19 protein-coding genes are annotated in these 26,021 nt (G+C 69.6%); 8 read left to right on the top strand and 11 right to left on the bottom strand.

What is annotated here, in order from left to right; translation table 11 throughout:
* Positions 1-365 precede the first annotated feature (365 nt).
* Together IG78_RS0125490 and dapA are read right to left on the bottom strand one after the other, a co-directional pair.
* Positions 366-2,051 (bottom strand): ribonuclease J, encoded by a 1,686-nt coding sequence (locus IG78_RS0125490; RefSeq protein ID WP_030567145.1) that lies wholly within the window; start codon positions 2,049-2,051, stop codon positions 366-368.
* Positions 2,052-2,180: 129 nt separating this feature from the next.
* The gene (dapA, locus tag IG78_RS0125485; protein WP_030567143.1) at positions 2,181-3,080 is read right to left on the bottom strand and encodes a 4-hydroxy-tetrahydrodipicolinate synthase; all 900 of its coding nucleotides are present in this window, start codon (positions 3,078-3,080) and stop codon (positions 2,181-2,183) included.
* 526 nt (positions 3,081-3,606) lie between these two features.
* Between dapA and IG78_RS0125480 the strand changes: the two genes are divergently transcribed.
* Together IG78_RS0125480 and IG78_RS0125475 are read left to right on the top strand one after the other, a co-directional pair.
* Positions 3,607-3,846, top strand: coding sequence for a hypothetical protein (locus IG78_RS0125480; protein ID WP_030567141.1), 240 nt, complete (start codon positions 3,607-3,609; stop codon positions 3,844-3,846).
* A 90-nt stretch (positions 3,847-3,936) separates the two neighbouring features.
* Complete coding sequence (locus tag IG78_RS0125475; RefSeq protein ID WP_030567138.1) at positions 3,937-4,497, top strand: PH domain-containing protein; 561 nt, start codon at positions 3,937-3,939, stop codon at positions 4,495-4,497.
* Between the two features lie 19 nt (positions 4,498-4,516).
* Here IG78_RS0125475 and IG78_RS0125470 read toward each other — a convergent pair whose 3' ends face one another.
* The 6 genes from IG78_RS0125470 to eccD all read right to left on the bottom strand — a co-directional run bounded on the left by IG78_RS0125470 (position 4,517) and on the right by eccD (position 12,024).
* Positions 4,517-4,969 carry a hypothetical protein gene (locus IG78_RS0125470; protein WP_030567136.1) on the bottom strand — a complete coding sequence of 151 codons (453 nt, stop codon included), beginning with the start codon at positions 4,967-4,969 and terminating at the stop codon, positions 4,517-4,519.
* A 5-nt stretch (positions 4,970-4,974) separates the two neighbouring features.
* A complete protein-coding gene (gene dapB / locus IG78_RS0125465) occupies positions 4,975-5,727 on the bottom strand; it encodes a 4-hydroxy-tetrahydrodipicolinate reductase (protein ID WP_030567134.1) in 753 nt (250 codons plus the stop codon).
* Positions 5,728-5,784: 57 nt separating this feature from the next.
* A complete protein-coding gene (locus tag IG78_RS0125460) occupies positions 5,785-7,164 on the bottom strand; it encodes a M16 family metallopeptidase (protein WP_030567132.1) in 1,380 nt (459 codons plus the stop codon).
* Positions 7,161-9,401, bottom strand: coding sequence for a polyribonucleotide nucleotidyltransferase (locus IG78_RS0125455; RefSeq protein WP_030567130.1), 2,241 nt, complete (start codon positions 9,399-9,401; stop codon positions 7,161-7,163). Before IG78_RS0125455 ends, IG78_RS0125460 begins: the two co-directional genes overlap by 4 nt.
* Before the next feature lie 421 nt (positions 9,402-9,822).
* A complete protein-coding gene (rpsO, locus tag IG78_RS0125450) occupies positions 9,823-10,110 on the bottom strand; it encodes a 30S ribosomal protein S15 (RefSeq protein WP_030567128.1) in 288 nt (95 codons plus the stop codon).
* A 360-nt stretch (positions 10,111-10,470) separates the two neighbouring features.
* Positions 10,471-12,024 carry a type VII secretion integral membrane protein EccD gene (gene eccD / locus IG78_RS0125445; protein WP_030567126.1) on the bottom strand — a complete coding sequence of 518 codons (1,554 nt, stop codon included), beginning with the start codon at positions 12,022-12,024 and terminating at the stop codon, positions 10,471-10,473.
* Between the two features lie 205 nt (positions 12,025-12,229).
* Between eccD and IG78_RS0125440 the strand changes: the two genes are divergently transcribed.
* From IG78_RS0125440 to IG78_RS49420, 6 genes are all read left to right on the top strand, one after another.
* Positions 12,230-16,204 (top strand): type VII secretion protein EccC, encoded by a 3,975-nt coding sequence (locus IG78_RS0125440; protein WP_030567124.1) that lies wholly within the window; start codon positions 12,230-12,232, stop codon positions 16,202-16,204.
* Between the two features lie 154 nt (positions 16,205-16,358).
* The gene (locus IG78_RS0125435; RefSeq protein WP_030567122.1) at positions 16,359-16,685 is read left to right on the top strand and encodes a DUF397 domain-containing protein; all 327 of its coding nucleotides are present in this window, start codon (positions 16,359-16,361) and stop codon (positions 16,683-16,685) included.
* 207 nt (positions 16,686-16,892) lie between these two features.
* Positions 16,893-17,369, top strand: a complete 477-nt coding sequence (locus tag IG78_RS0125430; RefSeq protein ID WP_225882209.1) for a hypothetical protein — start codon at positions 16,893-16,895, stop codon at positions 17,367-17,369.
* On the top strand, positions 17,366-18,028 hold the full coding sequence (locus IG78_RS0125425) for a hypothetical protein (protein WP_051852954.1): 663 nt from the start codon (positions 17,366-17,368) through the stop codon (positions 18,026-18,028). Before IG78_RS0125430 ends, IG78_RS0125425 begins: the two co-directional genes overlap by 4 nt.
* The gene (locus tag IG78_RS0125420) at positions 18,028-22,875 is read left to right on the top strand and encodes a putative T7SS-secreted protein (protein WP_078965505.1); all 4,848 of its coding nucleotides are present in this window, start codon (positions 18,028-18,030) and stop codon (positions 22,873-22,875) included. Before IG78_RS0125425 ends, IG78_RS0125420 begins: the two co-directional genes overlap by 1 nt.
* Positions 22,875-23,303 carry a hypothetical protein gene (locus tag IG78_RS49420; RefSeq protein WP_157855875.1) on the top strand — a complete coding sequence of 143 codons (429 nt, stop codon included), beginning with the start codon at positions 22,875-22,877 and terminating at the stop codon, positions 23,301-23,303. The genes IG78_RS0125420 and IG78_RS49420 overlap by 1 nt, the downstream gene beginning before the upstream one ends.
* Before the next feature lie 184 nt (positions 23,304-23,487).
* On the opposite strand, the gene IG78_RS0125415 is transcribed toward IG78_RS49420, so the two are convergent.
* From IG78_RS0125415 to IG78_RS44285, 3 genes are all read right to left on the bottom strand, one after another.
* The gene (locus IG78_RS0125415) at positions 23,488-23,790 is read right to left on the bottom strand and encodes a WXG100 family type VII secretion target (protein ID WP_030567114.1); all 303 of its coding nucleotides are present in this window, start codon (positions 23,788-23,790) and stop codon (positions 23,488-23,490) included.
* 72 nt (positions 23,791-23,862) lie between these two features.
* A complete protein-coding gene (locus IG78_RS0125410) occupies positions 23,863-24,201 on the bottom strand; it encodes a WXG100 family type VII secretion target (protein WP_030567112.1) in 339 nt (112 codons plus the stop codon).
* A 71-nt stretch (positions 24,202-24,272) separates the two neighbouring features.
* Positions 24,273-25,376: a S8 family serine peptidase gene (locus IG78_RS44285; RefSeq protein ID WP_225882208.1), complete on the bottom strand. Its 1,104-nt coding sequence runs from the start codon at positions 25,374-25,376 to the stop codon at positions 24,273-24,275.
* Positions 25,377-26,021 lie beyond the last annotated feature (645 nt).

Below are 26,021 nucleotides of genomic sequence, written 5' to 3'. Positions count from 1 at the left end.
TGTACTCACCCGAGAGACTCTCTCAGGCTTTCCTCCGGGCGCTTCCCTTCGGTGTTTCTTTTGTTCTTGCGTTTCCGACTCTATCAGATCTTTCCGGCTACCCGTTCCGATCCGATTTCCTCGGTGCTTTCCAGGTCTTCGCTTTCGCGTTTCCCTTTCCGGCGGCTCCGACTTTATCAGAGATTCTGAGTCGGAATTTCCGTCCCGTTCGGGGTGTCCCCGGCACACTGTACGCGGCGCTTCCCCGTCTGGCGGAGCCGTAAACGTACTGGAGCGGGGCGCCCCGATGCAAATCGAGGCGCCCCGCTCCGGAAGACCGCTAGTCAGACGGGTCGGGCGGGCCGGTGGACCGCCACGGTGGACCGTCAGACCTCGACGACCACAGGCAGGATCATCGGGCGGCGGCGGTAGTTGTCCGACACCCACTTGCCCAGCGTGCGGCGGATGAGCTGCTGCAACTGGTGGGACTCGACGACGCCGTCCTGAGCCGACCTCTCCAGGACTTCCTGGACCTTCGGGAGGACCGCGTTGAAGGCGGAGTCCTCGATGCCGGACCCACGGGCCTGTACGTGCGGGCCACCGGTGATCTTGCCGGTGGTCGAGTCGACCACGACGAAGACCGAGATGATGCCCTCGTCCCCGAGGATCCTGCGGTCCTTCAGCGCGGGCTCGCCCACGTCACCGACGGAGAGACCGTCGACGTACACGTACCCGGCCTGGACCTTGCCCACGATCTTGGCCTTGCCCTCGACGAGGTCGACGACGACGCCGTCCTCAGCGATGACGATCCGGTCGTGCGGGACGCCGGTGAGGGCGCCCAGCTCGGCGTTGGCGCGCAGATGGCGCCATTCGCCGTGAACCGGCATCAGGTTCTTCGGCCGGCAGATGTTGTAGAAGTACAGCAGCTCACCGGCCGACGCGTGGCCCGAGACGTGCACCTTGGCGTTGCCCTTGTGCACGACGTTGGCGCCCCAGCGGGTGAGGCCGTTGATGACGCGGTACACCGCGTTCTCGTTGCCCGGGATGAGGGACGAGGCCAGGATCACCGTGTCGCCGGACACGATCCGGATCTGGTGGTCCCGGTTGGCCATGCGCGAGAGTGCCGCCATCGGCTCGCCCTGGGAACCCGTGCAGACCAGGACGACGTCGTGGTCGGGCAGATCGTCGAGGGTCTTGACGTCCACGACGAGGCCCGGCGGGACCTTCAGATAGCCCAGGTCACGGGCGATGCCCATGTTGCGGACCATGGAACGGCCGACGAAGGCGACCCGGCGGCCGTACTCGTGGGCCGCGTCCAGGATCTGCTGGATGCGGTGCACATGGCTGGCGAAGCTGGCCACGATGATCCGCTTGCGGGCGCCCCCGAACACCTGGCGGAGCACGTTCGAGATGTCGCGCTCCGGCGGCACGAAGCCCGGGACCTCGGCGTTCGTCGAGTCCGAGAGCAGCAGGTCGATGCCCTCCTCACTCAGCCGCGCGAACGCGTGCAGGTCGGTGAGGCGGCCGTCGAGCGGGAGCTGGTCCATCTTGAAGTCGCCGGTGTGCACGACCATGCCCGCGGGGGTGCGGATGGCCACGGCCAGGGCGTCCGGGATGGAGTGGTTGACCGCGACGAACTCGCAGTCGAAGGGGCCGACCCGCTCGCGGTGACCCTCGGCCACCTCAAGGGTGTAGGGCCGGATGCGGTGCTCCTGGAGCTTGGCCTCGATCAGCGCGAGGGTCAGCTTGGAGCCGATCAGCGGGATGTCCGGCTTCTCGCGCAGGAGATAGGGGACGCCGCCGATGTGGTCCTCGTGGCCGTGCGTGAGGACGATGCCCTCGATGTCGTCGAGGCGGTCCCTGATGGACGTGAAGTCCGGCAGGATCAGGTCGATGCCGGGCTGCTCCTCCTCGGGGAAGAGCACGCCGCAGTCGACGATCAGCAGACGCCCGTCGTACTCGAAGACGGTCATGTTGCGGCCGATCTCGCCGAGGCCGCCGAGCGGGGTGACCCGGAGGCCGCCCTTCGGGAGCTTGGGCGGGGCGCCGAGTTCAGGATGCGGATGACTCAAAAGACTCTCCTCACCACACACGCCACGTACCTGATGGGCACGTGGCGCGCATGACGTTCGTGCAGTAGCAGTTGTGTGGTTGCAGGCTCCTGGCCTGCGGTGTTGCGTATTCAGTTATGAAGTCTGTGGTTACAGCTCTACCCCACCGGCGGCAAGATCGATCTTGAGCTGGGCCGTCTCCTCCGGTGACAGTTCGACGAGCGGAAGCCGCAGCGGCCCGGCGGGACGGCCCTGCAGGGCGAGCGCCGCCTTGCTCGTGATCACACCCTGTGTACGGAACATGCCCGTGAACACCGGGAGCAGTCGCTGGTGGATCTCGGTCGCCTTCTGCACGTCGCCGTTGTTGTACGCCTCTAGCATCGCGCGCAGCTCGGGTGTGACGACGTGGCTGACCACGGAGACGAAACCACAGGCGCCGACCGAGAGCAGCGGCAGGTTCAGCATGTCGTCGCCGGAGTACCAGGCGAGGCCGGAGCGGGCGATGGCCCAGCTTGCGCGGCCGAGGTCGCCCTTGGCGTCCTTGTTGGCGACGATCCGCGGGTGCTCGGCGAGGCGGACGATCGTCTCGGTGTTGATCGGCACCCCGCTGCGCCCCGGGATGTCATACAGCATCACCGGCAGCTCGGTGGCGTCGGCGATCGCGGTGAAGTGCCGGAGGAGGCCCTCCTGCGGGGGCTTGTTGTAGTACGGCGTGACGGTGAGCAGTCCGTGTGCGCCGGCGCGCTCGGCGGCGCGGGCGAGCTCGATGCTGTGGCGGGTGTCGTTCGTGCCGACACCGGCAACGATGTGGGCGCGGTCTCCGACGGCGTCCGCTACGGCTCGTACGAGATCTGCTTTCTCCGCGTCGCTGGTGGTCGGGGACTCGCCGGTGGTGCCGTTGACGATCAGGCCGTCGTTGCCTGCGTCCACCAGATGGGCGGCGAGCTGTCGCGCGCCGTCGAGGTCGAGTGCGCCGTCCGCCGTGAAGGGCGTGACCATGGCGGTGAGGACCCGCCCGAAGGGGGTCTGCGGAGTGGAGGTCGGAGCCATGGGTAACACGCTACTCGCTGCTCAGCACGGGGTCGCCCCTCGGGTGACGCACAGGGCCTGACAGGGCCTGACAGGGGAGGAGCCCGGCACTGCCTGCTCGGGGGTTCAAGCAGTGCCGGGTCCGTTTGATCAGGCTAGATGAACTTCTAGAAATGCCGCAATACGGACACTTCGCTCAGCTCACCCGCACATCAGTGCCGCAGCGCACCGCGCGTCCGTGCCGTGCGCGGCATGATGAGGGGCGTCTCACGCGGTCGTGCGCCCCCGGTCGGGGAGCGGACGTCGCACGTCGCACACACCGAGGCGACCACTCGATGGTCTGGCGGCGGCCACTCGACAGTCCGGCGGCGACCACTCGCCGGACCGGCGGCGGCCAGTTGGCGGCCCGGCGCCGAAAGGCGGCTGTCCGGAGCTCCGTGACGACAATCTTCGGAGAATTTGCGGAAACCGGGCACCTTTTGGGCGATTCGAGCGTCTGTCTAGTTGACACAGTTCAGTTCGAGTCCCGTGAGGAGACGCGCTACCCATGTTCCGTCGGCGAGAGCCCGTACCCTTCGCCTTCGTCGCCGAAGCCGACAAGTTCCGCAGCAACGTCACTCCCCCGCCTCGTGAGCGCGCCACGGCCGGCCAGATCATGGGCCGCACGCTCATCGGCCTCACCGTGGTGGCCGGCCTGGTGGGCTCCCTGCTCTTCGGGATGCCCGCGATGTCCGCCGACCAGTCGCCCGCCAAGACCCAGCAGTCCGAGGCCTCCGACGGACGCTGACCCCCTTGGCCCCCCAAGGGTGGTAGCAGGGAGCACGGCTCGATAGCCTCACCGGGCACAGCCCATGCGTGGATCGAGTGAGGATCAGCCGTGCCCCTGCCCTTCCTGACCGCGGACCGCGCTTTCGACGACGCGGCGCACGATGTCGCGCTGCCCTTCGACGACCGCGACCGCTGGCGGCGGCCGTATCGCCCCGGCCCCTGGCGCGTGGGCGCCGCCGCCGTGCTGCTGCTCCTGGCCTCGTACGTCCTCGTGGCCGCCGTGATCATCGCCGTCGCCGAGTCCCTGCCGGGTGCCGCGGTCTGCGCCGGGCTAGCCGTCCTCGTCATCGGCGCCGCCCTGCGGCTGCTTCGCATGGGCACCTGGGTGAGCGCGCAGGGGCTGCGCAGGGTCTCGTTCCTGGCCACACGGACGGTCCCGTGGGCACAGGTGGGCTCGGTACGCACGACGCAGCAGCCGGTGCGGTGGCTCGGACTGCCCCGCACGGTGCAGGGGCAGGCGCTGCTCCTCGTACGGCAGGACCGGGCCGCCGCCGATCCGTGGCTGCTCCTGACCGACAGGAACGCGGACTTCCTGGCACGCCGTGCGGCCTTCGACCGGGCGGCCGACACGGTCGAGGTGTGGGCCGAGGAGTACCGGCCCACCGCCTGACGCATCGCGCCGAGCCCGGCTAGGCGCCGAGCGCCCCGCCCTCATGGAGGGTGATCGCCCTCTGCATGGCCTTCCGCGCGCGGGGGGTGTCCCGCGCGTCGTGGTAGGCGATGGCGAGCCGGAACCAGCAGCGCCAGTCGTCCGGGGTGTCCTCCGTCTCCGCCTTGCGCCGGGCGAAGACCTCGTCCGCCGAGTCCCGGTCGATACGGCCGCTCGGCGTCCGCTTCAACTCGTCGACTGGCAGCCCGCCTTCGGCTTCCAGCTCGGCGGCGAGCCGGTTCGCACGCCGCACGAACCGGGTGTTCTGCCAGAGGAACCAGACGCCGATGACGGGCAGGATGAGCACCGCGACACCGAAGGTGACGGTGAGCAGGGTGCCGTGCTGTATCAGGAGCACGCCACGGCTGCCGACCAGGACGAAGTAGACGACCAGGACGGCAGCCGTGACGGCGTAGGTGATCTTTGCGCGCATCAGGGTCAGTTCAGGTCCAGGAAGTGTTCCAGGCCGAACGTCAGGCCCGGCGTGGACACCACCCGGCGCACGCCGAGCAGGATGCCCGGCATGAAGCTGCTGTGGTGCAGCGAGTCATGGCGGACCGTGAGGGTCTCGCCCTCGCCGCCGAGCAGGACCTCCTGGTGGGCGAGGAGGCCGCGCAGCCGCACCGAGTGGACCGGTACCCCGTCGACGTCCGCGCCCCGGGCACCGTCCAGGGCGGTGCTCGTGGCGTCGGGCTGCGGGGCGCTGCCCGCTTCCCGGCGCGCCTCGGCGATGAGCTGGGCGGTGCGCGTGGCGGTGCCGCTCGGCGCGTCCACCTTGTTCGGGTGGTGCAGCTCGACGACCTCGACCGACTCGAAGTACGGCGCCGCGATCTGCGCGAACTTCATCGTCAGGACCGCGCCGATGGAGAAGTTGGGGGCGATGAGGACGCCCGTCCCCGGGGACGCGTCCAGGGACGTCCGCAACTGCGCGAGGCGCTCGTCGGTCCATCCCGTCGTACCGACGACGGCGTGGATGCCGTGTCGTACGCAGAAGTCGAGATTGCCCATCACCGAACCCGGGTCGGTCAGTTCGACCGCGACCTGGGCGCCGGCTTCCACCAGCGTCTCCGGTTTGTCGCCGCGGCTCAGTCCGGCGACCAGTTCCAGGTCGTCGGCGGCCTCGACGGCCCGGACGGCTTCGGAGCCGATCCGGCCCCTGGCGCCGATGACCGCCACGCGCAGCTTGCTCATGTCCTTCATCCTTAAACGGGAGTCGGTCCTTGGGGCGGACTGGGTCCTGCGGACGGGTCAGGCGACCGCGTCGTGCAGACGCGTGACCTGCTTGTCCTTGAGCGGGCCGATCGCCGAGAGCGAGGGGCGCCGGCCAAGGACCTCCCTGGCCACCTCGCGCACCTCGTCGGGGGTGACCGCCGTGATCCTCGCGAGCATGTCGTCGACGGACATCTGCTCGCCCCAGCACAGCTCGCTCTTGCCGATACGGTTCATCAGCGCGCCGGTGTCCTCGAGGCCGAGGACGGTGGAACCCGCGAGCTGGCCGATGGCGCGGGCGACCTCGTCGTCAGTGAGGCCGTCCTTGGCGACCTGGTCCAGCTCGTCACGGCAGATCTTCAGCACGTCGTGCACCTGGCTCGGGCGGCAGCCCGCGTACACGCCGAAGAGGCCGGTGTCGGCGAAGCCCGAGGTGTACGAGTACACGCTGTACGCCAGGCCGCGCTTCTCCCTGACCTCCTGGAACAGGCGCGAGGACATGCCGCCGCCGAGCGCGGCGTTCAGGACGCCGAGGGCCCAGCGGCGCTCGTCGGTGCGGGCGAGGCCCGGCATGCCGAGGATGACGTGCGCCTGCTCGGTCCTGCGGTCGACGATCTCCACCCGGCCCGATGTGGTCAGGCGGCGCGTGCCGGAGCGCGGGGCCACCGGGGTCGCGTCCGTGCGGTGCAGCGCGCCGGCCTTCTCGAAGGCGGCGCGGACCTGGCGGACGACCTTCTGGTGGTCCACGTTGCCGGCCGCGGCGACGACCAGGTGGGTCGGGTCGTAGTGCTTCTTGTAGAAGCGGCGGATGCGGTCGGCCGTCAGGGCGTTGACCGTGTCGACGGTGCCGAGGACCGGGCGGCCGAGGGGGGTGTCGCCGAGCATCGTGTGCGCGAACAGGTCGTGCACGCAGTCGCCCGGGTCGTCCTCCGTCATCGCGATCTCTTCGAGGATGACGCCGCGCTCGGCGTCCACGTCCTCCTGCTCGATGAGCGAGCCGGTGAGCATGTCACAGACGACGTCGATCGCCAGGGGCAGGTCGGTGTCGAGCACGCGCGCGTAGTAGCACGTGTACTCCTTGGCCGTGAACGCGTTCATCTCGCCGCCGACCGCGTCGATCGCCGAGGAGATGTCCAGGGCGCTGCGGCGGGCGGTGCCCTTGAAGAGCAGGTGCTCCAGGTAGTGCGTGGCGCCGTTCAGGGCGGGGGTCTCGTCGCGGGAGCCGACGTGGGCCCAGATGCCGAAGGTGGCCGAGCGGACGGACGGGAGGGTCTCGGTGACGACGCGCAGGCCCCCGGGGAGGGTGGTCTTACGGACCGTGCCGATGCCGTCGCGGCCCTTGATGAGGGTTTGGGTACGGGCGACGGCCCGCGCCTCCGAAGAGGTGCGGGCCGTCGCCTTGGAGCTACGGGACGTCACTTGGCGGCGTCGTCCTTCGTCTCGGAGTCCTTCGCGTCGGCGTTCTCCTCGCCGTCCTCGCCCTCGACGACGGGGATCAGGGAGAGCTTGCCGCGGGAGTCGATCTCGGCGATCTCGACCTGGACCTTCTGGCCCACGCCGACGACGTCCTCGACGTTCTCCACGCGCTTGCCACCGGCGAGCTTGCGGATCTGCGAGATGTGCAGCAGACCGTCCTTGCCCGGCATGAGCGAGACGAACGCACCGAAGGTCGTCGTCTTCACGACGGTGCCCAGGTAGCGCTCGCCGACCTCCGGCATGGTCGGGTTGGCGATGCCGTTGATCGTGGCGCGGGCGGCCTCGGCCTGCGAGCCCTGCGCGGCACCGATGTAGATGGTGCCGTCGTCCTCGATCGTGATGTCGGCGCCGGTGTCCTCCTGGATCTGGTTGATCATCTTGCCCTTCGGGCCGATGACCTCACCGATCTTGTCCACCGGGATCTTGACGGTGATGATCCGCGGGGCGTTCGGGGACATCTCGTCCGGGACGTCGATCGCTTCCATCATCACGTCGAGGATGTGGAGGCGGGCGTCACGGGCCTGCTTCAGCGCGGCGGCAAGGACCGAGGCGGGGATGCCGTCGAGCTTGGTGTCGAGCTGGAGGGCGGTCACGAACTGCTTCGTGCCCGCGACCTTGAAGTCCATGTCGCCGAAGGCGTCCTCCGCACCGAGGATGTCGGTGAGGGCGACGTAGTGCGTCTGGCCGTCGATCTCCTGGGAGATCAGACCCATGGCGATACCGGCGACGGCGGCCTTCAGCGGCACACCGGCGTTCAGCAGCGACATCGTGGAGGCGCAGACCGAGCCCATGGACGTCGAGCCGTTGGAACCGAGGGCCTCGGAGACCTGACGGATCGCGTACGGGAACTCCTCGCGCGAGGGGAGCACCGGCACGATGGCGCGCTCGGCGAGCGCACCGTGGCCGATCTCGCGGCGCTTGGGCGAACCGACGCGGCCCGTCTCACCGACGGAGTACGGCGGGAAGTTGTAGTTGTGCATGTAGCGCTTGCGCGTCACCGGGGACAGCGTGTCGAGCTGCTGCTCCATCCGGAGCATGTTCAGCGTCGTCACACCGAGGATCTGCGTCTCGCCGCGCTCGAAGAGCGCCGAGCCGTGCACGCGCGGGATGGCCTCGACCTCGGCGGCGAGCGTACGGATGTCCGTGACGCCGCGGCCGTCGATGCGGACCTTGTCCTTGATGACGCGCTCGCGGACCAGCTTCTTGGTCAGCGCGCGGTAGGCACCGGAGATCTCCTTCTCGCGGCCCTCGAACTGCGGGAGCAGCTTCTCGGAGGCGATCTCCTTGACGCGGTCGAGCTCGGCCTCGCGCTCCTGCTTGCCGGGGATGGTCAGGGCCTGGGAGAGCTCCGACTGCACGGCGGCGGTGAGGGCCTCGAGGACGTCGTCCTCGTAGTCCAGGAAGACCGGGAACTCGCCGGTGGGCTTGGCGGCCTTGGCGGCGAGGTCCGCCTGAGCCTTGCAGAGCGCCTTGATGAAGGGCTTCGCGGCCTCGAGACCGGCGGCGACGACCTCCTCCGTGGGGGCCTCCGCGCCGTCCTTGACGAGCTGGACGGTCTTCTCGGTGGCCTCGGCCTCGACCATCATGATCGCGACGTCGCCGTCATCGAGGACGCGACCGGCGACGACCATGTCGAAGACGGCGTCCTCGAGCTCGGTGTGCGTCGGGAAGGCGACCCACTGGCCCTTGATGAGCGCCACACGCGTGCCGCCGATCGGGCCCGAGAAGGGCAGTCCCGCGAGCTGCGTGGAGCAGGAGGCGGCGTTGATCGCGACCACGTCGTACAGGTGGTCGGGGTTGAGCGCCATGATCGTCTCGACGATCTGGATCTCGTTGCGCAGGCCCTTCTTGAAGGAAGGACGCAGCGGGCGGTCGATCAGGCGGCAGGTCAGGACCGCGTCCTCGGAGGGACGGCCCTCACGGCGGAAGAAGGAGCCGGGGATCTTGCCGGCCGCGTACTGCCGCTCCTCGACGTCCACCGTCAGGGGGAAGAAGTCGAGCTGGTCCTTGGGCTTCTTGGACGCGCTGGTGGCCGAGAGGACCATCGTGTCGTCGTCCAGGTAGGCCACGGCGGAGCCGGCGGCCTGACGGGCCAGGCGGCCCGTCTCGAAGCGGATGGTGCGGGTGCCGAAGGTGCCGTTGTCGATGACGGCCTCGGCGTAGTGGGTCTCGTTCTCCACCAGCGATTCTCCTACGTTCGTCTTCGCTCCCTGGCCCGTGTGGCCTAGGAGTTCCTCCCGGGCCCGTGTGGCCTGGGAGTCCGCCAAGCCCGTGTGGCCTGGGGTTTTCCACCGCGGGCCCGTGTGGCCTTGCGGTGGTGGGAGAAGCGCGCCGTGAGTGCGGGCCGGTCTTCGATCGAAGCACCCGGGGTTCGTCTTCTTCGTATCCCGGGGGCCACTACCGAGGACCGGCGGCGGCTGGATGCGCTTCTCCTATGGGGTTGTGAGCACGGGCTCGCGCCCGCGTCCGGCGCATGTGCCGGTGTCCAGCGGTGTGCCGGACGTCACCAGACTACAAAGCCACGCTGACAATGCGCACGTACAGCAAAAGGAGCGGCCCCCTTCGAGTGCTTCGAGTGGGAACCGCTCCCTTCACGGCGTCTTACTTGGCGCCCGCCGCACCGCGGCGGATGCCGAGCCGGTCAACCAGGGCACGGAAGCGCTGGATGTCCTTCTTGGCCAGGTACTGCAGCAGACGGCGGCGCTGGCCGACGAGGATCAGCAGACCACGACGGGAGTGGTGGTCGTGCTTGTGCGTCTTGAGGTGCTCGGTCAGGTCCGAGATGCGGCGGGAAAGCAGCGCCACCTGAACCTCGGGGGAGCCGGTGTCGCCCTCCTTCTGGCCGAACTCGGACATGATCTGCTTCTTCGTAGCGGCGTCGAGCGACACGCGTACTCCTTGAGATGTCTTCAATGCCTTCGAGTGCCCCTGGTCTGCTACTCAGGGGAGCTTCCGTGACTCGGGAGGCTGGGGTCCGCCCGGGGGCGGGGCCACCTTTGAGGGTGGGGTTCCGCCTCGGGAGGCGGGGTGCCGCGGCGCTTCTCCCTGGCCTGGGGGCCTCGGGGGGTGCGCAGACATGCGGGCGTTACACAGAGTACCAGGCTGGAAGCGGGCACCTTCCCGGGCCTCCCCCGGGCCTCCTGACCACACTGCCGGGAGCCACACGCCGGGTACCGCACCGCCGGGAACCGCACCGTCGGGAACGGGTGCCGCACCGCCGAGTACCGCACCGCCGGGAAGCCCCTCGCGTCAGCTCGTCATCGCGCGGGCCGACGCGTACACGTTGAACACGGCAAGCGTAAGCGGAAGCAGGGTGAGCAGGACGAAGACCTCGGCGATCTCCACGAAGCGGCCCCAGAAAGGGGTCACCCCGCTACGGGCCGTGATCAGGCCGATGGCGGTGGTCAGCGCGGCCGCCGCGGCGATGGCGGCCACGAGCCAGATGGTCCGCAGGTCGAGCGCGCCGGATTCGCCCGCGAGGGCGTCGCGGACCAGGTGCTGCGGCGGGTTCAGGCACAGCCCGACGCCGAGCAGGACCAGGCAGGCGAGCCCGGCGGCCAGCGTGGCGGCGACCTGGGCGGTGTAGCGGAAGAGCTGGGCGCGCATGAGCATGGCGATGCCGGTGGCGAGGGCGAGCAACTGGGCCCACACGTCGTCCGACGAGCCGAGGACCACCGCGGCACCGACGGACACCAGGGCGCAGCCGCCGACCAGGCCGATGAGCAGTTCGTGGCCGCGGCGGGCCTGGGCGGCGATGCGCTCGGCGTCGACGGGGTCGTGGGGCGCGGGGTCCGGGTCGGGGTCGTAGGCCTGGCGGGAGGCGTGCGGCGGCTCGTAGCCGATGGGTAGCCGGGCGAAGCGCATCGACAGGCCCGGCAGGAAGGCGAGCGCGCCGACGGCGAACGGGGCGCAGAGCGCCGCGGTCTCGGCCGGAGTCAGCTCGGCGAGGCTCGCCGTGAACGAGGCGAAGAGCCCCACGGCGGCAGCGAAGGCGCACGCCACGAACGGGCCGTCCGCGCGCGGCGACACCAGGACGAGCACCACGGAGGCGATCAGCACGGCCGCGCAGGCGAGCAGGAACTGGAGCTTGCCGATCCCCTGCCCGTCGGCCGGCGGAAGCAGCCCCGAGCCCGCGACCGCCACGTTCGGCAGCGCCCCGAGGCCGAGCGCCACGGCCCCGGCCCGGTCGTCGTAGATCCGCGCCCGGACGCCGGCGAGGGTGAGCAGCAGCAGACCCGCGACGGCGGCGAGGATGCCGGGGAGGCCGTGCGTGTCGTGCCGGGGGGCCGCGGTCCAGGCCGCGAAGGCGAGGAGGACCGGCAGCACGGCGCCACCGGTCAGGCCCGCCAGGCGCGTCAGCTCGGCGTTCCACAGGGAGCGGTCGCGCGTGACCGCGGAGGCGATGGCGTCGGACACGTCGTCGAAGACGGCCGGGGGCAGTGACGCGGAGAAGGGCCGCAGCGTGAGGAGCTCACCGTCGAGGATGCGTTGGGCCGCGAAGGAGCGCGCGCTGTCGAGGACCGCGCCGTCCCGGCGTACGAGGTGGTATCCGACCGGGGCGCCTTCGGCGGGGCTCTGCCGCGACAGGCGCAGGATCTCCGGGTAGAGGTCGGCGACCGCGACGTCGTCGGGCAGCGCCACGTCGACGCGGCTGTCGGGGGCGACGATGGTGACCCGGCAGAAACCGAGTCCGGCGACGGTCCTGGGGAGCGCCGGGTCCGGTGCGGCGGCGGGCCGGCCGCCGCTCCCTGACGCCTGTCCCGGTCCGTTGGCCCCGGCGGCGGCAGAAGTTGTCACGCTCACCCGTCGTTCCCCCCTTGGCGCTTCCGCTGCCGGCCACCCCGAACGGCCTGTTTTCTTCGCTCAGTTCGCAGATGCTCACGCGAACCAGAGAAACCCTATCGCCCCGTGCGACGACGTGTGTCAGTAGGATCGCGAGTCGGCCGACATCCGCCCCCGCAGGGCCTGAGGGGGCGTCTCCGCACTCCGGCAAGGGATTTGGTGGGCAGTGAGCCACATCGTCGTCAAGCGACCGCCGCGCGCTCTGCCGTCCGAGGTGCCCACGGCCGAGATCGTCCTGCAACCCCCTCCTGAGCTGCCGCGCGGTCAGCAAGAGGGCGCGCTCATGCAGTTGTTGCCCATGCTCGGTATGGGCGGCTCCGTGGTGTTCTTCTTCATGCCCACGGCGCATCCGTTCATGAGGATCATGGGCATGGTGATGATCGCGTCGACCATCGCCATGGCGGTGGCGATGCTCATCCGCCACCGTCGCGGGACCCAGGGTCAGTTGGCCGATATGCGTCGCGATTATCTTCGGTATCTGGCGCAAACACGACGTGCCGCCGTCGCCGCGGAGCGGGCGCAGCGGGACGCGCAGTACTACCTCCACCCTTCGCCCGAGCAGCTTTGGGCGCTCGTCGCCGAGGGCAGCCGGGTGTGGGAACGGCGTCCTGGGGACGCGGACTTCGGGCAGGTACGCGTGGGCCTCGGTCCGCAGGCGCTCGCCACACCGCTGCGCGCACCCGAGACGGCACCGGTCGACGACCTCGAACCGCTGACCGCCGGTGCGATGCAGCGCTTCCTGGCCGCGCACACCACGGTGGCGGACCTGCCGATGGCCGTGTCCCTGCGGGCCTTCTACCACCTGACCCTCAGCGGTGAGCCGGAGGCGGTCCGCGCCGCGGCGCGTGCCCTGACGGCCTCACTCGTGTCGCTGCACTCGCCCCAGGACGTGGTCGTCGCCGTCGCGGCGGGACAGGAGGCGACGGCCCACTGGGAGTGGACGAAGTGGCTCCCGCACTGCCAGATGCCCGACGCGGCGGACGGCGCGGGCTCGCGCCGTCTGATCAGCACCGATCCGCGGGAGCTCGAACAGCTCCTCGCCGCCCGCCTCTCCGGCCGCCCGCGCTTCCAGGCGTCCGGCACGCCGGTGCCCGACGAGCCGCACCTCGTCGTCGTCCTCGACGGCGTCACGCTCTCGCCGGACTCCCCTCTCGCCGCGGCGGAGGGACTGCAGGGCGTCACGGTCGTCGAGGTCGTGCCGGGCGAGCCCGCGGGCGGCCGCGGGGGCCTTTCGGTCGTCGTACGGCCGAATGTGCTGCGGATGGAATCCGGCCACGGCCTGGTGTACGAGGGCACTCCCGACGCGCTCTCGTACGAAGCCGCCGAGGCACTCGCGCGGCAGCTCGCCCCGCTGCGCGTCGCGGCGGGCGGTGACGACGACCAGCCGCTGCTCGCCAACCTGGACTTCACCGATCTGCTCGGCCTCGGCGACGCCGCGTCGGTGGACACGGCCCGCACCTGGCGGCCGCGCTCCCTCGCCGAGCGGCTGCGCGTCCCGATCGGGGTGGGCGAGGACGGCCGCCCGGTGATGCTCGACCTCAAGGAGGCCGCCCAGGAGGGCATGGGGCCGCACGGCCTGTGCGTGGGAGCGACGGGTTCCGGCAAGTCGGAGCTGCTGCGCACCCTCGTCCTCGGCCTCGCCGTCACGCACTCGTCGGAGACGCTGAACTTCGTCCTGGCCGACTTCAAGGGCGGCGCGACCTTCGCGGGCATGGCGCAGTTGCCGCACGTCGCCGCGATGATCACCAACCTCGCGGACGACCTGGCGCTCGTGGACCGCATGGGCGACTCCATCCGCGGCGAGCTCAACCGCCGCCAGGAACTCCTTCGTGACGCGGGCAACTACGCCAACATCCACGACTACGAGAAGGCGCGGGCGGCGGGCGCGCCGCTGCAGCCCATCCCCTCTCTCGTCCTCGTGATCGACGAGTTCAGTGAGCTCCTCACCGCCAAGCCCGATTTCATCGACATGTTCGTGCAGATCGGCCGCATCGGCCGCTCGCTCGGTGTGCATCTGCTGCTCGCGTCGCAGCGCCTGGAGGAGGGGCGGCTGCGCGGCCTGGAGACCTATCTCTCGTACCGCGTGGGCCTGCGCACGTTCTCCGTGGCGGAGTCCCGCGCGGCGCTCGGCGTCGCCGATGCCTACCATCTGCCGAACGTTCCCGGCTCCGGCTATCTCAAGTTCGGCACGGACGAGATGGTGCGCTTCAAGGCCGCGTACGTCTCCGGAGCGTATCGATCCGGTTCGGCGCGGGCCGCCGCGCTCGGCGGGCCGCTGCCGGTGGACCGGCGTCCTGTGCTGTTCACGGCGGCCGAGGTGCCGGTGCGCTACGCGCCGGCCGCGGTGGCAGAGCCGCGGGCTGCCACGGGCCCGGACCCCGATGACGCGCTCGCCGACACGGTGCTCGATGTGATCGTGGGCCGCGTCGAGGCCCGCGGCCCGGCCGCGCACCAGGTGTGGCTGCCGCCCCTCGACAGCCCGCCGCCGCTGGACGCGCTGCTTCCGGGACTCACGGCCGTGCCCGGCCGCGGTCTCACGCAGCCCGGTTACGAGGGCGCGGGCCGTCTCGTCGTACCGCTCGGCCTGGTCGACAAGCCGTACGAGCAGCGCCGTGACCCGCTCTGGTGCGACTTCGCGGGCGCGGCGGGCCATCTGCAGATCCTGGGCGGCCCGCAGTCCGGCAAGTCGACACTGCTGCGCTCCCTGATCGCGTCCTTCGCGCTCACCCACACCCCGCACGAGGTGCAGTTCTACGGACTCGACTTCGGCGGGGGCGGCCTTTCGGCGGTGGCGGGCCTGCCGCATGTCGGCGGGGTGGCGTCACGGCTCGACCCGGAGCGGGTGCGGCGGACGGTCGCCGAGGTGTACGGCGTCCTCTCCCGCCGCGAGGAGTACTTCCGTACGGCGGGCATCGCCTCGATCGCCGATTTCCGGGCACGCCGGGCGCGCGGCGACATCGCCGTCACGGACCAGCCGTGGGGCGATGTCTTCCTGGTGATCGACGGGTGGGGCAACTTCCGTTCCGAGTACGAGGCGCTTGAGGAGCACGTCCTCGACATCGCGGCCCGCGGCCTCGGCTACGGCATCCATCTGGTCCTCGCCGCGTCCCGGTCGATGGAGGTCCGCGCGAACCTCAAGGATCACCTGGTCAACCGTCTGGAGCTGCGGCTCGGTGACACGATGGACTCCGAGTTCGACCGCAAGGTCGCCGCCAACGTGCCCGCGGGCGTGCCCGGCCGCGGCCAGTCACCGCGGAAGCAGCACTTCATGGCGGCCGTCCCGCGTCTCGACGGCGTCACCTCGGACGCGGACCTCGCCGAGGCGACCGCCGCGCTCGTCACCGAGGTCTCCCGGCACTGGACGCTGCCCGCGGCGCCCCAGGTGCGGCTGCTGCCCCGCGAGCTTCCCGCGGAGCAGTTGCCTCCGGGCCACGCGTTCCCCGACCGCGGTGTGGCCTTCGCCCTCGACGAGTCCCGTCTCGAACCCGTCTTCGTCGACTTCGAGCAGGACCCGTTCTTCCTGGTCTTCGGCGAGAGCGAGGCAGGCAAGTCGAACCTGCTGCGCCTGCTCGTCCAGCGCCTGACGGAGCGCTACAGCGGCGACGCGTGCAAACTCTTCGTGGTCGACAACCGCCGCTCGCTCCTGGACGTCACCCCGGCCTCGCACCTGGCGGAGTACGTCCCGATGTCGAACGCCATGGATCACCACGTCGACGCACTCGCCGACCTGATGCGGCGCCGCACGCCGAGCCCCGATGTCACCGCGCGGCAACTGCGCGACCGCTCCTGGTGGTCGGGGCCGACGGTGTTCGTGATCGTGGACGACTACGACCTCGTCTCGACGTCCAGCGGCAACCCGCTCGCCAAGCTCACCGAGAGTCTTCCCTTCGCCCGCGACGTGGGCGTCCGCTTCATCATCGCGCGCTCGACCGCGGGCGCGAGCCGGGCGGCGTACGAGCCGTTCATGCAGCGCATGCTGGAACTCGGGGCGCAGGGTGTCGTCATGGCCGGTGACCCGAGCGAGGGCGACGTCCTCGGCGGGGTGCGGCCTCGGCCGATGCCGGTCGGGCGGGGCATCTTCGTCTCGCGGAAGCGCGGGAAGCCGTTGGTGCAGACGGGGTTGGTGGCGGGGCAGCCGTGAGTGGGCGGACCGGCTGCGCGCCGCCGGGGGCAGCCGTGAGTTGCCGGGAAGCAGCCCTGAGTTGGCGGGAGGGCAGCCTTGAGTAACAGAGCGCGAAGTAGGGTGTGCGCACAGTTCGTCCGTACGTCGTACGTCGGGAAGGGGCCGCTTCACCATGGCCGAGGCACAGAACGAGGCGCAGGAGCAGGGCCGGGAGTCGGAGCAGGACGTCAAGGCGCGCAAGGAGCGGGAGAAGAACGAGCTCTACGCGCTCGACATCTCCGGCGTCGAGTGGCACAGCGCACCGGGCACCGAGACGCACGAGGAGCGCGTCGAGATCGCGTACTTGCCTGGCGGCGCCGTCGCCATGCGGTCCTCCCTCGAACCGGAGACCGTCCTGCGCTACACCGAGGCGGAGTGGACGGCCTTCGTACTGGGGGCGCGGGACGGGGAGTTCGATCTGGAGCCGTCACCGCGGAACGGTGGTACGGCGGCGGAGTAGGCCCGGCGGTCGCGCCGCCGGGCCGGGAGGGGACCGCTGGTGGGCGGTGACGAGGCAGGCATGACCGGGCGGCCGGTGCGGCGGTCTCGGCTTGCGGAGCTGGCGGACATGACGGTGCAGGGACCGGCGGCGCCGGGACCGGGATTGTCGGCACCGGGACCGGGACCGTCGGCGCCAGGGCCAGGACCGTCGGCACCGGAACCGGCGATGCTGGAGGCGTCGGCGGGGGCGCCCCCAGGACCCGGGTCCCCCGCACCCGGGTCACCCGCACCCGCCGTCGACGCCGCGGCCCCCGCCACCGACACCGCCACCGCCACCGCCCGGCAACGCCGTGAGTTCGCCGTACTGCTCGGTGAATTCCGGCGGACGGCGGTGCTGTTGCCGCTGGGCGCGGACGAGTCCCCTCTCGTAGCGGACCTCGACGGCATTCGGTGGCTGTACGCGTTCTCGGACGAGGCGGCCCTGGCCCGCTTCGCCCTTGCGCGGGGTGATGCGGCACGCGCCTGGGACTACCAGCGCCTCCTGGGTGCCCGCCTGCTGGACGCCGTGGTTCCGGGGGTCGGCGTGCCGTGCGGGGTGGCGCTCGACGTGGGCAGCGAGGGGCACGAGGTGCTGTTTCCGCCGGTCCTTGGAATCGTGCCGGATCAGGTGGCGGTGGACGCGAACGAGGAGGAGCGGCAGTGAGCCAGGGCTTACCGGACCTGCAGGCAGGCGGCCTGAGCCGAATAGCCCAGGGCATCACCCTGGTGCTCGACGAGCTAAGGGAACTCGGCATGGCGGGCGCGGCCGGTGCCGGGCGCGGCTTCGAGGACATCGCCCTGACGGGACTCCAGTTGGGGCACGGCGGCCTGACCGCCGACTTCAAGGCGTTCTGCGAGCGCTGGGAGTGGGGAGTGCGGTCCCTCGTCAACGAAGGGAACGACTTCGCGCGAGGGGTGGGGCTCTCCGCGGGGACGTTCCATGAGACGGAGAAGTACGTGGAGGGCTCACTCAAGATCGCCGTGAACGCGGTGAACCCCGGGGGCAGCCCGTACGCGAGCGAGGAAGAGGTCACGCGGAAGAACTGGGGCGAGCTGACCGAGCGCCCGTTCTCGGACGCGGACTACAGCCTGGGCTCCGTCATGGACGCCAAGGACAACGCGGTGCAGGGCTGGAAGGACGCCGGCCGGGACGCGGCGACCTCACCGCTGCTCGGACCCGTGCCGCAGCAGGTGACCGGCATGAGCGACGAGGAGTACGAGGCGAAGCTGGACGAAACGTTTGGCCCCTCGCCCGATGAGCGGGCCGCGGACGCCGCAGGGCGGCAGAACCAGACCCGGCAGCAGGGCGGCGGTACGGACTGATGGGCATCGGCGACAGCATCGGAGACGCCTTCGGCAAAGGCGTGGACGTCGCGAAGGACGGCCTGGGCGAGGCGAAGGACGCCGTGGGCGAAGGCCTCAACTCCGGCCTCGGGGAGCTGGAGGACGGCTGGGACACGGCGAAGAGGTACGCGGGCGAGGGCATCGAGTGGGGCGGCGGTCGGCTCGGGGACGGCCTCGACCACGTCGGCGCGCACGGCGCCGCGGACGCGGTCGAGGACTATGCCGACGGCCTCGCCTCCGGTCTCGGCGCGGACATCGACGAGCAGCGGCTCGGCGAGACCGAGGAGGCCAACGAGCTCGTCCACGGCACCCCGGGCGCGATCCGCCGCAGCGCCGGGCATCTGAAGGACTTCGCCAAGGCCTTCGACAAGGTCGGCGGCGGCATGCGCGGCCTCGACTCGTCCCACTGGCGGGGTGCGGCGGCCACCACCTTCCGTGAGAAGTTCGCCGTGCACCCCACCAGGTGGCTGCACGCGGCGGACGCCTGCGAACAGGCGGGGCAGGCCCTGTCGACGTACGCGGACACGGTCAAGTGGGCGCAGGGGCAGGCGCAGGACGCCGTCGACCTGTACAAGAAGGGCAAGCAGACCTCCGAAAGGGCGGTGGAGGCGTACGACAAGCGCGTCCACACGTACAACGCGGCGATCGCGCTGGACAAGGACCCAGGGCCGCGCCCGGAACCCTTCGAGGACCCGGGCAAGGCCGACATGGAACGCGCCCACGAGATCCTCGCCGAGGCGCGCCGCCAGCGCGACGAGGCGGGCCGCGTCGCGGCGGCCGTGGTCAAGGCCGCCCTCACGCACGCCCCGGCGGAGCCGCCGCCGCTGTCCCGGCTGAAGTCCAACGGCGTCGACGTCCTCAAGGGGACGGGCCTCGAACTCACCCATGTCGGGGGCGGCGTCCTGAAGGGGGCCGCCGGCCTGGCCAACACCGCGCGCGGCCTCAACCCGCTCGACCCGTACAACGTCACGCACCCCGCCGAGCACCTGCAGAACGTGCACACGACGCTGGCCGGTCTTGTCTCGACGGCGGCGCACCCGGACCGCGCCGCGAAGGACATGTACGAGACCTTGAAGAAGGACCCGTCCGAGTTCGCGGGGAGGTTGTTGCCGGAGGCGGTCGGCACCAAGGGGGCGGGGCTCGCGCGAGGCGGTGTCAGAGCCGCCGCGAGGCGAGGGGCGGGCGACGCGGCGGAGTCGGGCGGACGGCGCGGGGCACGCGGTGCCGTCGGCGACGACCCCGGGAAGGGATCACGCCAGGAGGGCGTGGAGAGCCGGGGCACGGACCCGATCGACCTCGCGACCGGCAAGATGTATCTTCCGCAGACCGACATCACCCTGCCCGGCACGCTCCCCTTCACCTTCAGACGGCGGGTCGAATCCGGCTACGCGCTGGGCCGCTGGTTCGGCCCCTCCTGGTCGTCCACGCTCGACCAGCACCTGGAGATCGACTCCGAGGGCGTCGTCTTCGTCACCGAGGACGGCCTGCTCCTCCCCTACCCGCACCCTGCCCCGGGCCTGCCCACCCTGCCGAGCCACGGTCCGCGCCGCCCCCTCGACCGGGTGGACGGCGGCTACACGATCACCGATCCGGTCACGTCACGGGTGTGGCACTTCACCGATCGCGGCGGCGCCCTGGCCGTCATCGAGCAGATCGACGACCGCAACGGGAACTGGATCACCTTCGAGTACGACGCCGATGGCGCCCCCCGGTCGGTCGTGCACAGCGGCGGCTACCACGTCCGCGTCACCACCGACGCCGGTCGCGTCACCGCCCTGCACCTGGCGGGCGCGGCCCCCGACGGCACGGACCAGGAGCTGGTGCGCTACGGCTACACCGACGGAGATCTGACGGAAGTCACCAACTCCTCAGGGCTCCCGCTCCGCTTCGCCTACGACGAGGCGGGCCGCGTCACGTCATGGACGGACACCAACGACCGCGGCTACACCTACGTGTACGACGACCAGGACCGGTGCGTGGCCGAGGGCGGCACCGAGGGCCATATGAGCCTGCGCATCGCCTACGAGGAGCCGGACCCGGCGACCGGCCTGCGGGCGACGACCACCACGACGGACGCGGGCCACACCCGCCGCTTCCTGGTCAACGCGGCCTGGCAGGTCGTCGCCGACATCGACCCGCTGGGCGCGGTCACGCGCTACGAACGCGACCGTCACCACCGCCTGTTGTCCCGCACGGATCCGCTGGGCAACACCACGTCGTTCGCCTACGACGAGGCGGGCAACCTGCTCGGCGTGGTGCGCCCCGACGGCCGTGAGGCGCGCGCGGAGTACAACGATCTCGGGCGTCCGACGCGCGTGGTGACCCCGGACGGCCAGGTCTGGCGCCACACGTACGACGAGCGCGGCAACCGCACATCGGTGACGAGCCCGGCGGGTGCGACCACCCGCTTCACGTACGACGAGGCGGGCCGCCCCACGTCCGTGACCGACCCGCTGGGCAACACGACGACGGTCCGCTGCGACCGGGCGGGGCTCCCGCTGGAGACCGTCGACCCTCTCGGCGCGGTGACCCGCTACGAGCGCGACGCCTTCGGCAGGCCGATCGCTGTCGTGGACGCCCTGGGCGCCACGACCCGCCTGGAGTGGACGGTGGAGGGGCACATCGCACGGCGGGTGGCGCCGGACGGTACGGCGGAGTCCTGGACGTACGACGGTGAGGGCAACTGCACCACGTACGTGGACGCGATGGGCGCGGTCTCCTCGTACGAGTACACGCACTTCGACCTGCTGTCGGCCCGCACGGGCCCGGACGGTGTGCGCTACGAGTTCACGCACGACACGGAACTCCGCCTCACCGAGGTGAGGAACCCCCAGGGTCTGACCTGGAGCTACGCATTCGACGCCGCGGGCCGCCCGATATCCGAAACGGACTTCGACGACCGCACGCTGACGTACGAGCACGACGCGGCGGGGCGGCTGCGCTCCCGTACGAACGCGCTCGGCCAGACGGTGGCCTTCGAGCGCAACGCCCTCGGCCAGGTCGTCCGCAAGGACGCCGACGGCCGGGTCACGACCTTCGCGTACGACCTGACGGACCGGTTGGCCCAGGCCACAGGGCCGGACGACACTTCGTTGATCCTGCTCCGCGATCGCTTCGGCAGACTCAGGTCGGAGAAGGTCGACGGCCACGAGGTCACGTACACGTACGACGACTTGGGGCGCCGTACGGGTCGTACCACCCCTTCCGGGGCGACGAGCACGTGGACGTACGACGCGGCGGGCCGCCACGCTCAGCTTCTGGCATCGGGCCGCGCCATCGACTTCACGTATGACGCGGCGGGTCGTGAACTCGCCCGCCACCTGGGTGACTCCGTCACCTTCTCCCACACCTTCGACGACTTGGGCCGCCTCACCACCCAGTCGGTCACCGCGGCCGACGGCCACGCGATACAGGGCCGCGCGTACGCCTACCGCGCGGACGGCAACCTCATCGGCGTCGACGACCATCTCAACGGCGCCCGCCGCTTCGACCTGGACGCGGCGGGCCGGGTCACCGCGGTGCACGCGGCGAACTGGACGGAGACGTACGCGTACGACGAGGCGGGCAACCAGACGGAGGCGTCCTGGCCCGTGTCGCACCCGGGGCACGAGGCCACCGGCGCCCGCGCCTACACCGGCACGAGGATCACCCGGGCCGGGGCGGTCCGCTACGAACACGACGCCCTGGGCCGCGTCACCCTCCGCCAGAAGCCCCGCCTTTCACGGAAGCCGGACACGTGGCGGTACACGTGGGACGCCGAGGATCGACTGACGTCGACGGTCACTCCGGACGGGACGGTGTGGCGGTACAGGTACGACGCGCTGGGGCGTCGCACCACCAAGCTCCGTATGGCGGCGGACGGTTCGACGGTCGTCGAGCGGGTGGACTTCGCATGGGACGGGACGACGTTGTGCGAGCAGACGACGACGTCGACCGACCTGCCGAACCCGGTCACGCTCACGTGGGACCACCAGGGCTTGCGCCCTGTCACCCAGACGGAACGCATCACGTCGCCCGACGTGTCCGACGCGTCCACGGCTCCCCAGACCGAGATCGACTCCCGCTTCTTCGCCATCGTCACGGACCTGGTGGGCACGCCTACCGAACTCGTCGACGAACAGGGCGAGATCGCGTGGCACACGCGGAGCACCCTGTGGGGGGCTACGGCTTGGGCGGCTGGCAGTACGGCTTACACTCCGCTGCGGTTTCCGGGGCAGTACTTCGACCCGGAGACGGGGCTGCATTACAACTACTTTCGGCATTACGATCCGGAGTCCGGCCGGTACCTGACCCAGGATCCACTTGGCATCACGCCTACTCCGAATCCAGCCTCATACGTCCACAACCCGCACACGTGGGCCGACCCTCTCGGGCTCACCCCCTGCCGCGCCGATTACATGGCGGACAACGGCATACCATCGGGAGCGCCTGTCACACACGGCGAGACAGGCACATTGATCGGGGACGACGGGCCGAGCCAGCGAAACTTCAATAACGTATTGAACGAGAACGAGCACGATGTTGTCGCACACGGCTCCGCAGATGGTTTCTTGCAGCTCCCCGGAGGAAACGTGAACGGCGGACAGATCGTGGATGCCGTGACAAACAATCCGCACTACAATGGCGGCCCGCTCCGCCTCATGGTGTGCCACTCCGGGGCGGACACATCGGGCATCGCCCAACAGATAGCAAATGAGCTCGGCGTTACGGTGCGCGCACCGACCAATATGGTCGGCACCAATCCAGTATTGGGCGCCGGTCAAGTACCACAGATCGCCGGCGGCGGGTACTGGCGGATATTCCTTCCCATCATCGGAGGAAACTGATGAAGTTTGTTGGATTTTACCAGGACATGAACCCTGAGGGCCCGAGCCTCTACAGCGAGTCAACTCCGAGCATCAATTCAGGTGCACCGGAATATTCGTCTCAAGAAGTTCGCCGCTATCTTCATTCCGGCCACCCCGTCCTGGATGTAATGGAATCAACAACCGACGTCATCGGCCAAGCTTTCCATGTCCCCGGCGGATCTTCAATTCTCACCGATGGATCATTCGCTTGGCGAGTGGATTTGGCATCGTATGTAGAGCACTACTCCATTGCTCTGCCGTCGGACTTTCTGGAGTTCATGAGCAGCAACAACTTCAAGGTTGCACATGTCCCCAAAGACCGACTCCTTGAAATCTCGGTCGCCGTAAGCAGCGCATTGGGTTTCCACACCGACTCGGGGGCCGCGCCCAGAGCGCCACACAAGTAGTCTCCAGGACCGCCGCCACTCGACTTCTGCTCGGCATCAACATCGACCCCCTGCGGAAATCGGCCAAAGGAGGCAGACGAGAACTCTACTTCCAATTCGGGCTCCGACCGACGGCCGACCACCGTGCAACAGAACGGGGTGGGCACCTCCCGCGTATGCCCACCCCGCTATCGCCTGCCGCCCCTCACTGGAAGTAGCTGGCCCCCTTCAGGTCGCCACCCCGGTAGTCACCGCCCGCCTGGCCGACCTTCTGGCCGATCTGCATGAGGGCCGTGTGGATCGCCGACGCGTGCTGGTCCCACTCCTTCTGCTTCAGGACGTACGCCCGGTGGGCCTCGCCCTCCCATCCTTCAGCCACCCTGGCCACAGCCCGCTTGATGTCAGCGAGGTCGGACTCCAATTGCTTCGCCTGGATGCCGAGTTCGGTGGTGATGGCGTCGAGCCCGCCGTATTTGACCGCGAGTTCGTCGAAGTTGCCGCTTGCCATGCTTGTCCATCCCCTGGTGGTTTCGGCCGGACCACGACGGCCCGGAGAACAGCTCAGCTCAGCTCAGCTAACTCAATAGCTGCTGATGGCCGAATTCTTGCCGCCGTAGTCCACGTCGATACTGTTCATGGTCGCGCGGACCTCGTCCTCAAGCCGGTCCTTGTCCTTGCGGTTGGCACTGATACCGTCCAGGAAGTCCACAAGGATGCGGCCGATCGCCTGCATGTGCTGGTTGATCTCGGTCTGCTTCTTGTCGAAGGCATGCGCACCGATACCGCGCCAGTTGCCCTCCATGGTGTCAAGCGTCCCCTGCAATCGCCTGAGCTGCTTCTGGACCGAGTCATACTTGTCGACGATCTCCTTTTCGAGGAGCGCGACTTCCTGGTCATTTAGCTTACGGCCGTCGGCCATGAGCGGGCTCTCCTTACGTAGACGTTCAGGCTGTCATTGAGGCTCGTCTGTGCTACTCGCCTCTGATCTGCTCAGGCGTTACGCCGTTTGCGTACGAACGCGAAGGCTGCGCCGCCGAGGGCCGCCACCGCGGCTACGGCGCCGACGACGATCCACAACTGGTCGTTGTCGTCATCGGAGCCGCCATCGGACTTCGAAGTTGACGCGGACGCTGCCCGCTTGCTGTCGGCCGCGCCCTTCGGGGGGTTCGCCGCAGGCGCCGATGACTCCTCCGACGGAGCAGAGGACGAAGCTCCGACACCCGGTGTCTTCTTATTGGTGAGGGGGTCGATATCCGGCGGGCCCGGATTACCCCTGTTCTTCAGCAGATTCGGAGCCGGCCGAACCAGGCCGTAGCCGAGATAGTCACTGGGCTTGTCCTTCGGCCAGCTACGGCCCGCGGTGTCGATGAGGACGCGTAGGACTTGGTTGGCGGTCCAGTTGGGGTGCTTGGACCAGATCAGGGCGGCGGAGGCGGAGGCGATGGCGGTGGCGGCACTGGTGCCGCCGTCGCCGTCGCAGTACGAACGGAAGGTTGCATCGCACCAGCGGGGGACGTCGCGGCCCGGCGCCGCCAGGTCCACGTAATCGCCGAACTCGGAGTACTTGGCAACCTTGCCGGACTTGTCTGCGGCGGAGACTCCGGTGACGTTGGGATAGGCAGCCGGATAGCCGATGTAGTTCTTCTTCTCGGCATCGTTCCCGACACCGGCGAACATCAACTTGCCTTTCGACGCAGCATACTTCACTGCCTCTTTCTCGGCTGGGTACATGAAGTCACCACCAATGGACAGACTGATAATCTGTGCATCGCTGTCTGCCGCAGCTCGAATGGCTTCGGCGCTATCGCTCTCTTTCTTACCCTTGGCGCTGTACAGAGTGGTACGAAAGGAAACGACCAGGGCCCCAGGTGCCAAGCCCTTGAGACCCCCTCCCCGGCCGGCACCCACGATCAGCTCAGCCATTGTGGTTCCATGGCCGTCGTAGTCGTCCAGAGCTCCGCCCCTGAGGCCAGTCACGTCCTTGCCTGCATGCACACGCCCCTTGAGAGAAGGCGTCACTGCAATTCCGCTGTCGACAACGGCAACCTTGACGCCCTTGCCGGTGCTGACCTCCCATAGCTCATCGGCGCCCATTGCCTCCAAGTACCACTGCTTCGACCGGACGTCGTCGGCAGCCGCACCCGGTGCCATTCCCACAGACATCAGGGCCAGAACGCTGACGGCCGCGCTCGTCGTAGCGACCCGTCGCCGCACACGCCCCCGAAGCGGGAATGCCCCGTTGCCGTGTCGGCCAGATCCTGACTCCACGCCCTGCACGCCTCCACTCATCACTAACTGATTACTGGCGGCACGTGCCGCCGCTCGCCGGACAGATGTGTCTCCTCGTCCTCGACCAGATAGTCAGGCCGTTGCGAGGCCTCACCCACTTGCTGTTCCGGGCGGGGACGATTGTCCACAGGACCACGTACCAGGCCTGTGCCACCCGTAGTGAATCCACTCCTACGGCCGCCGACCACAGACTGACGATCCTTCGGAGTGCCGACCACGCCGTCAGGATTACTGCCGGACCGGAGGGGCATCTGCCTGCCACCACCCGTGCCATGAGGTGGGGCTCCCATAACTCCACGCTGCCCCACAGCTCCAGCACCTGTTCGTGCCTGTCCAAAACCTTCCGCGGGCCGCCCCCCTACGACGCCGTTGGCGCGCGGGGCACCTGTGACGCCCTGAACTCCGGGACGGTTGGTCGGCACGCTCCCGGGCTGCGGCGTTCCACCCGTG

It is taken from the genome of Streptomyces aureocirculatus (assembly GCF_000720475.1).
Taxonomy (GTDB): Bacteria; Actinomycetota; Actinomycetes; order Streptomycetales; family Streptomycetaceae; genus Streptomyces; species Streptomyces aureocirculatus.
The sequence above is the reverse complement of the archived record's forward strand: the minus strand, read 5'-3'. Positions and strand labels throughout refer to the sequence as shown.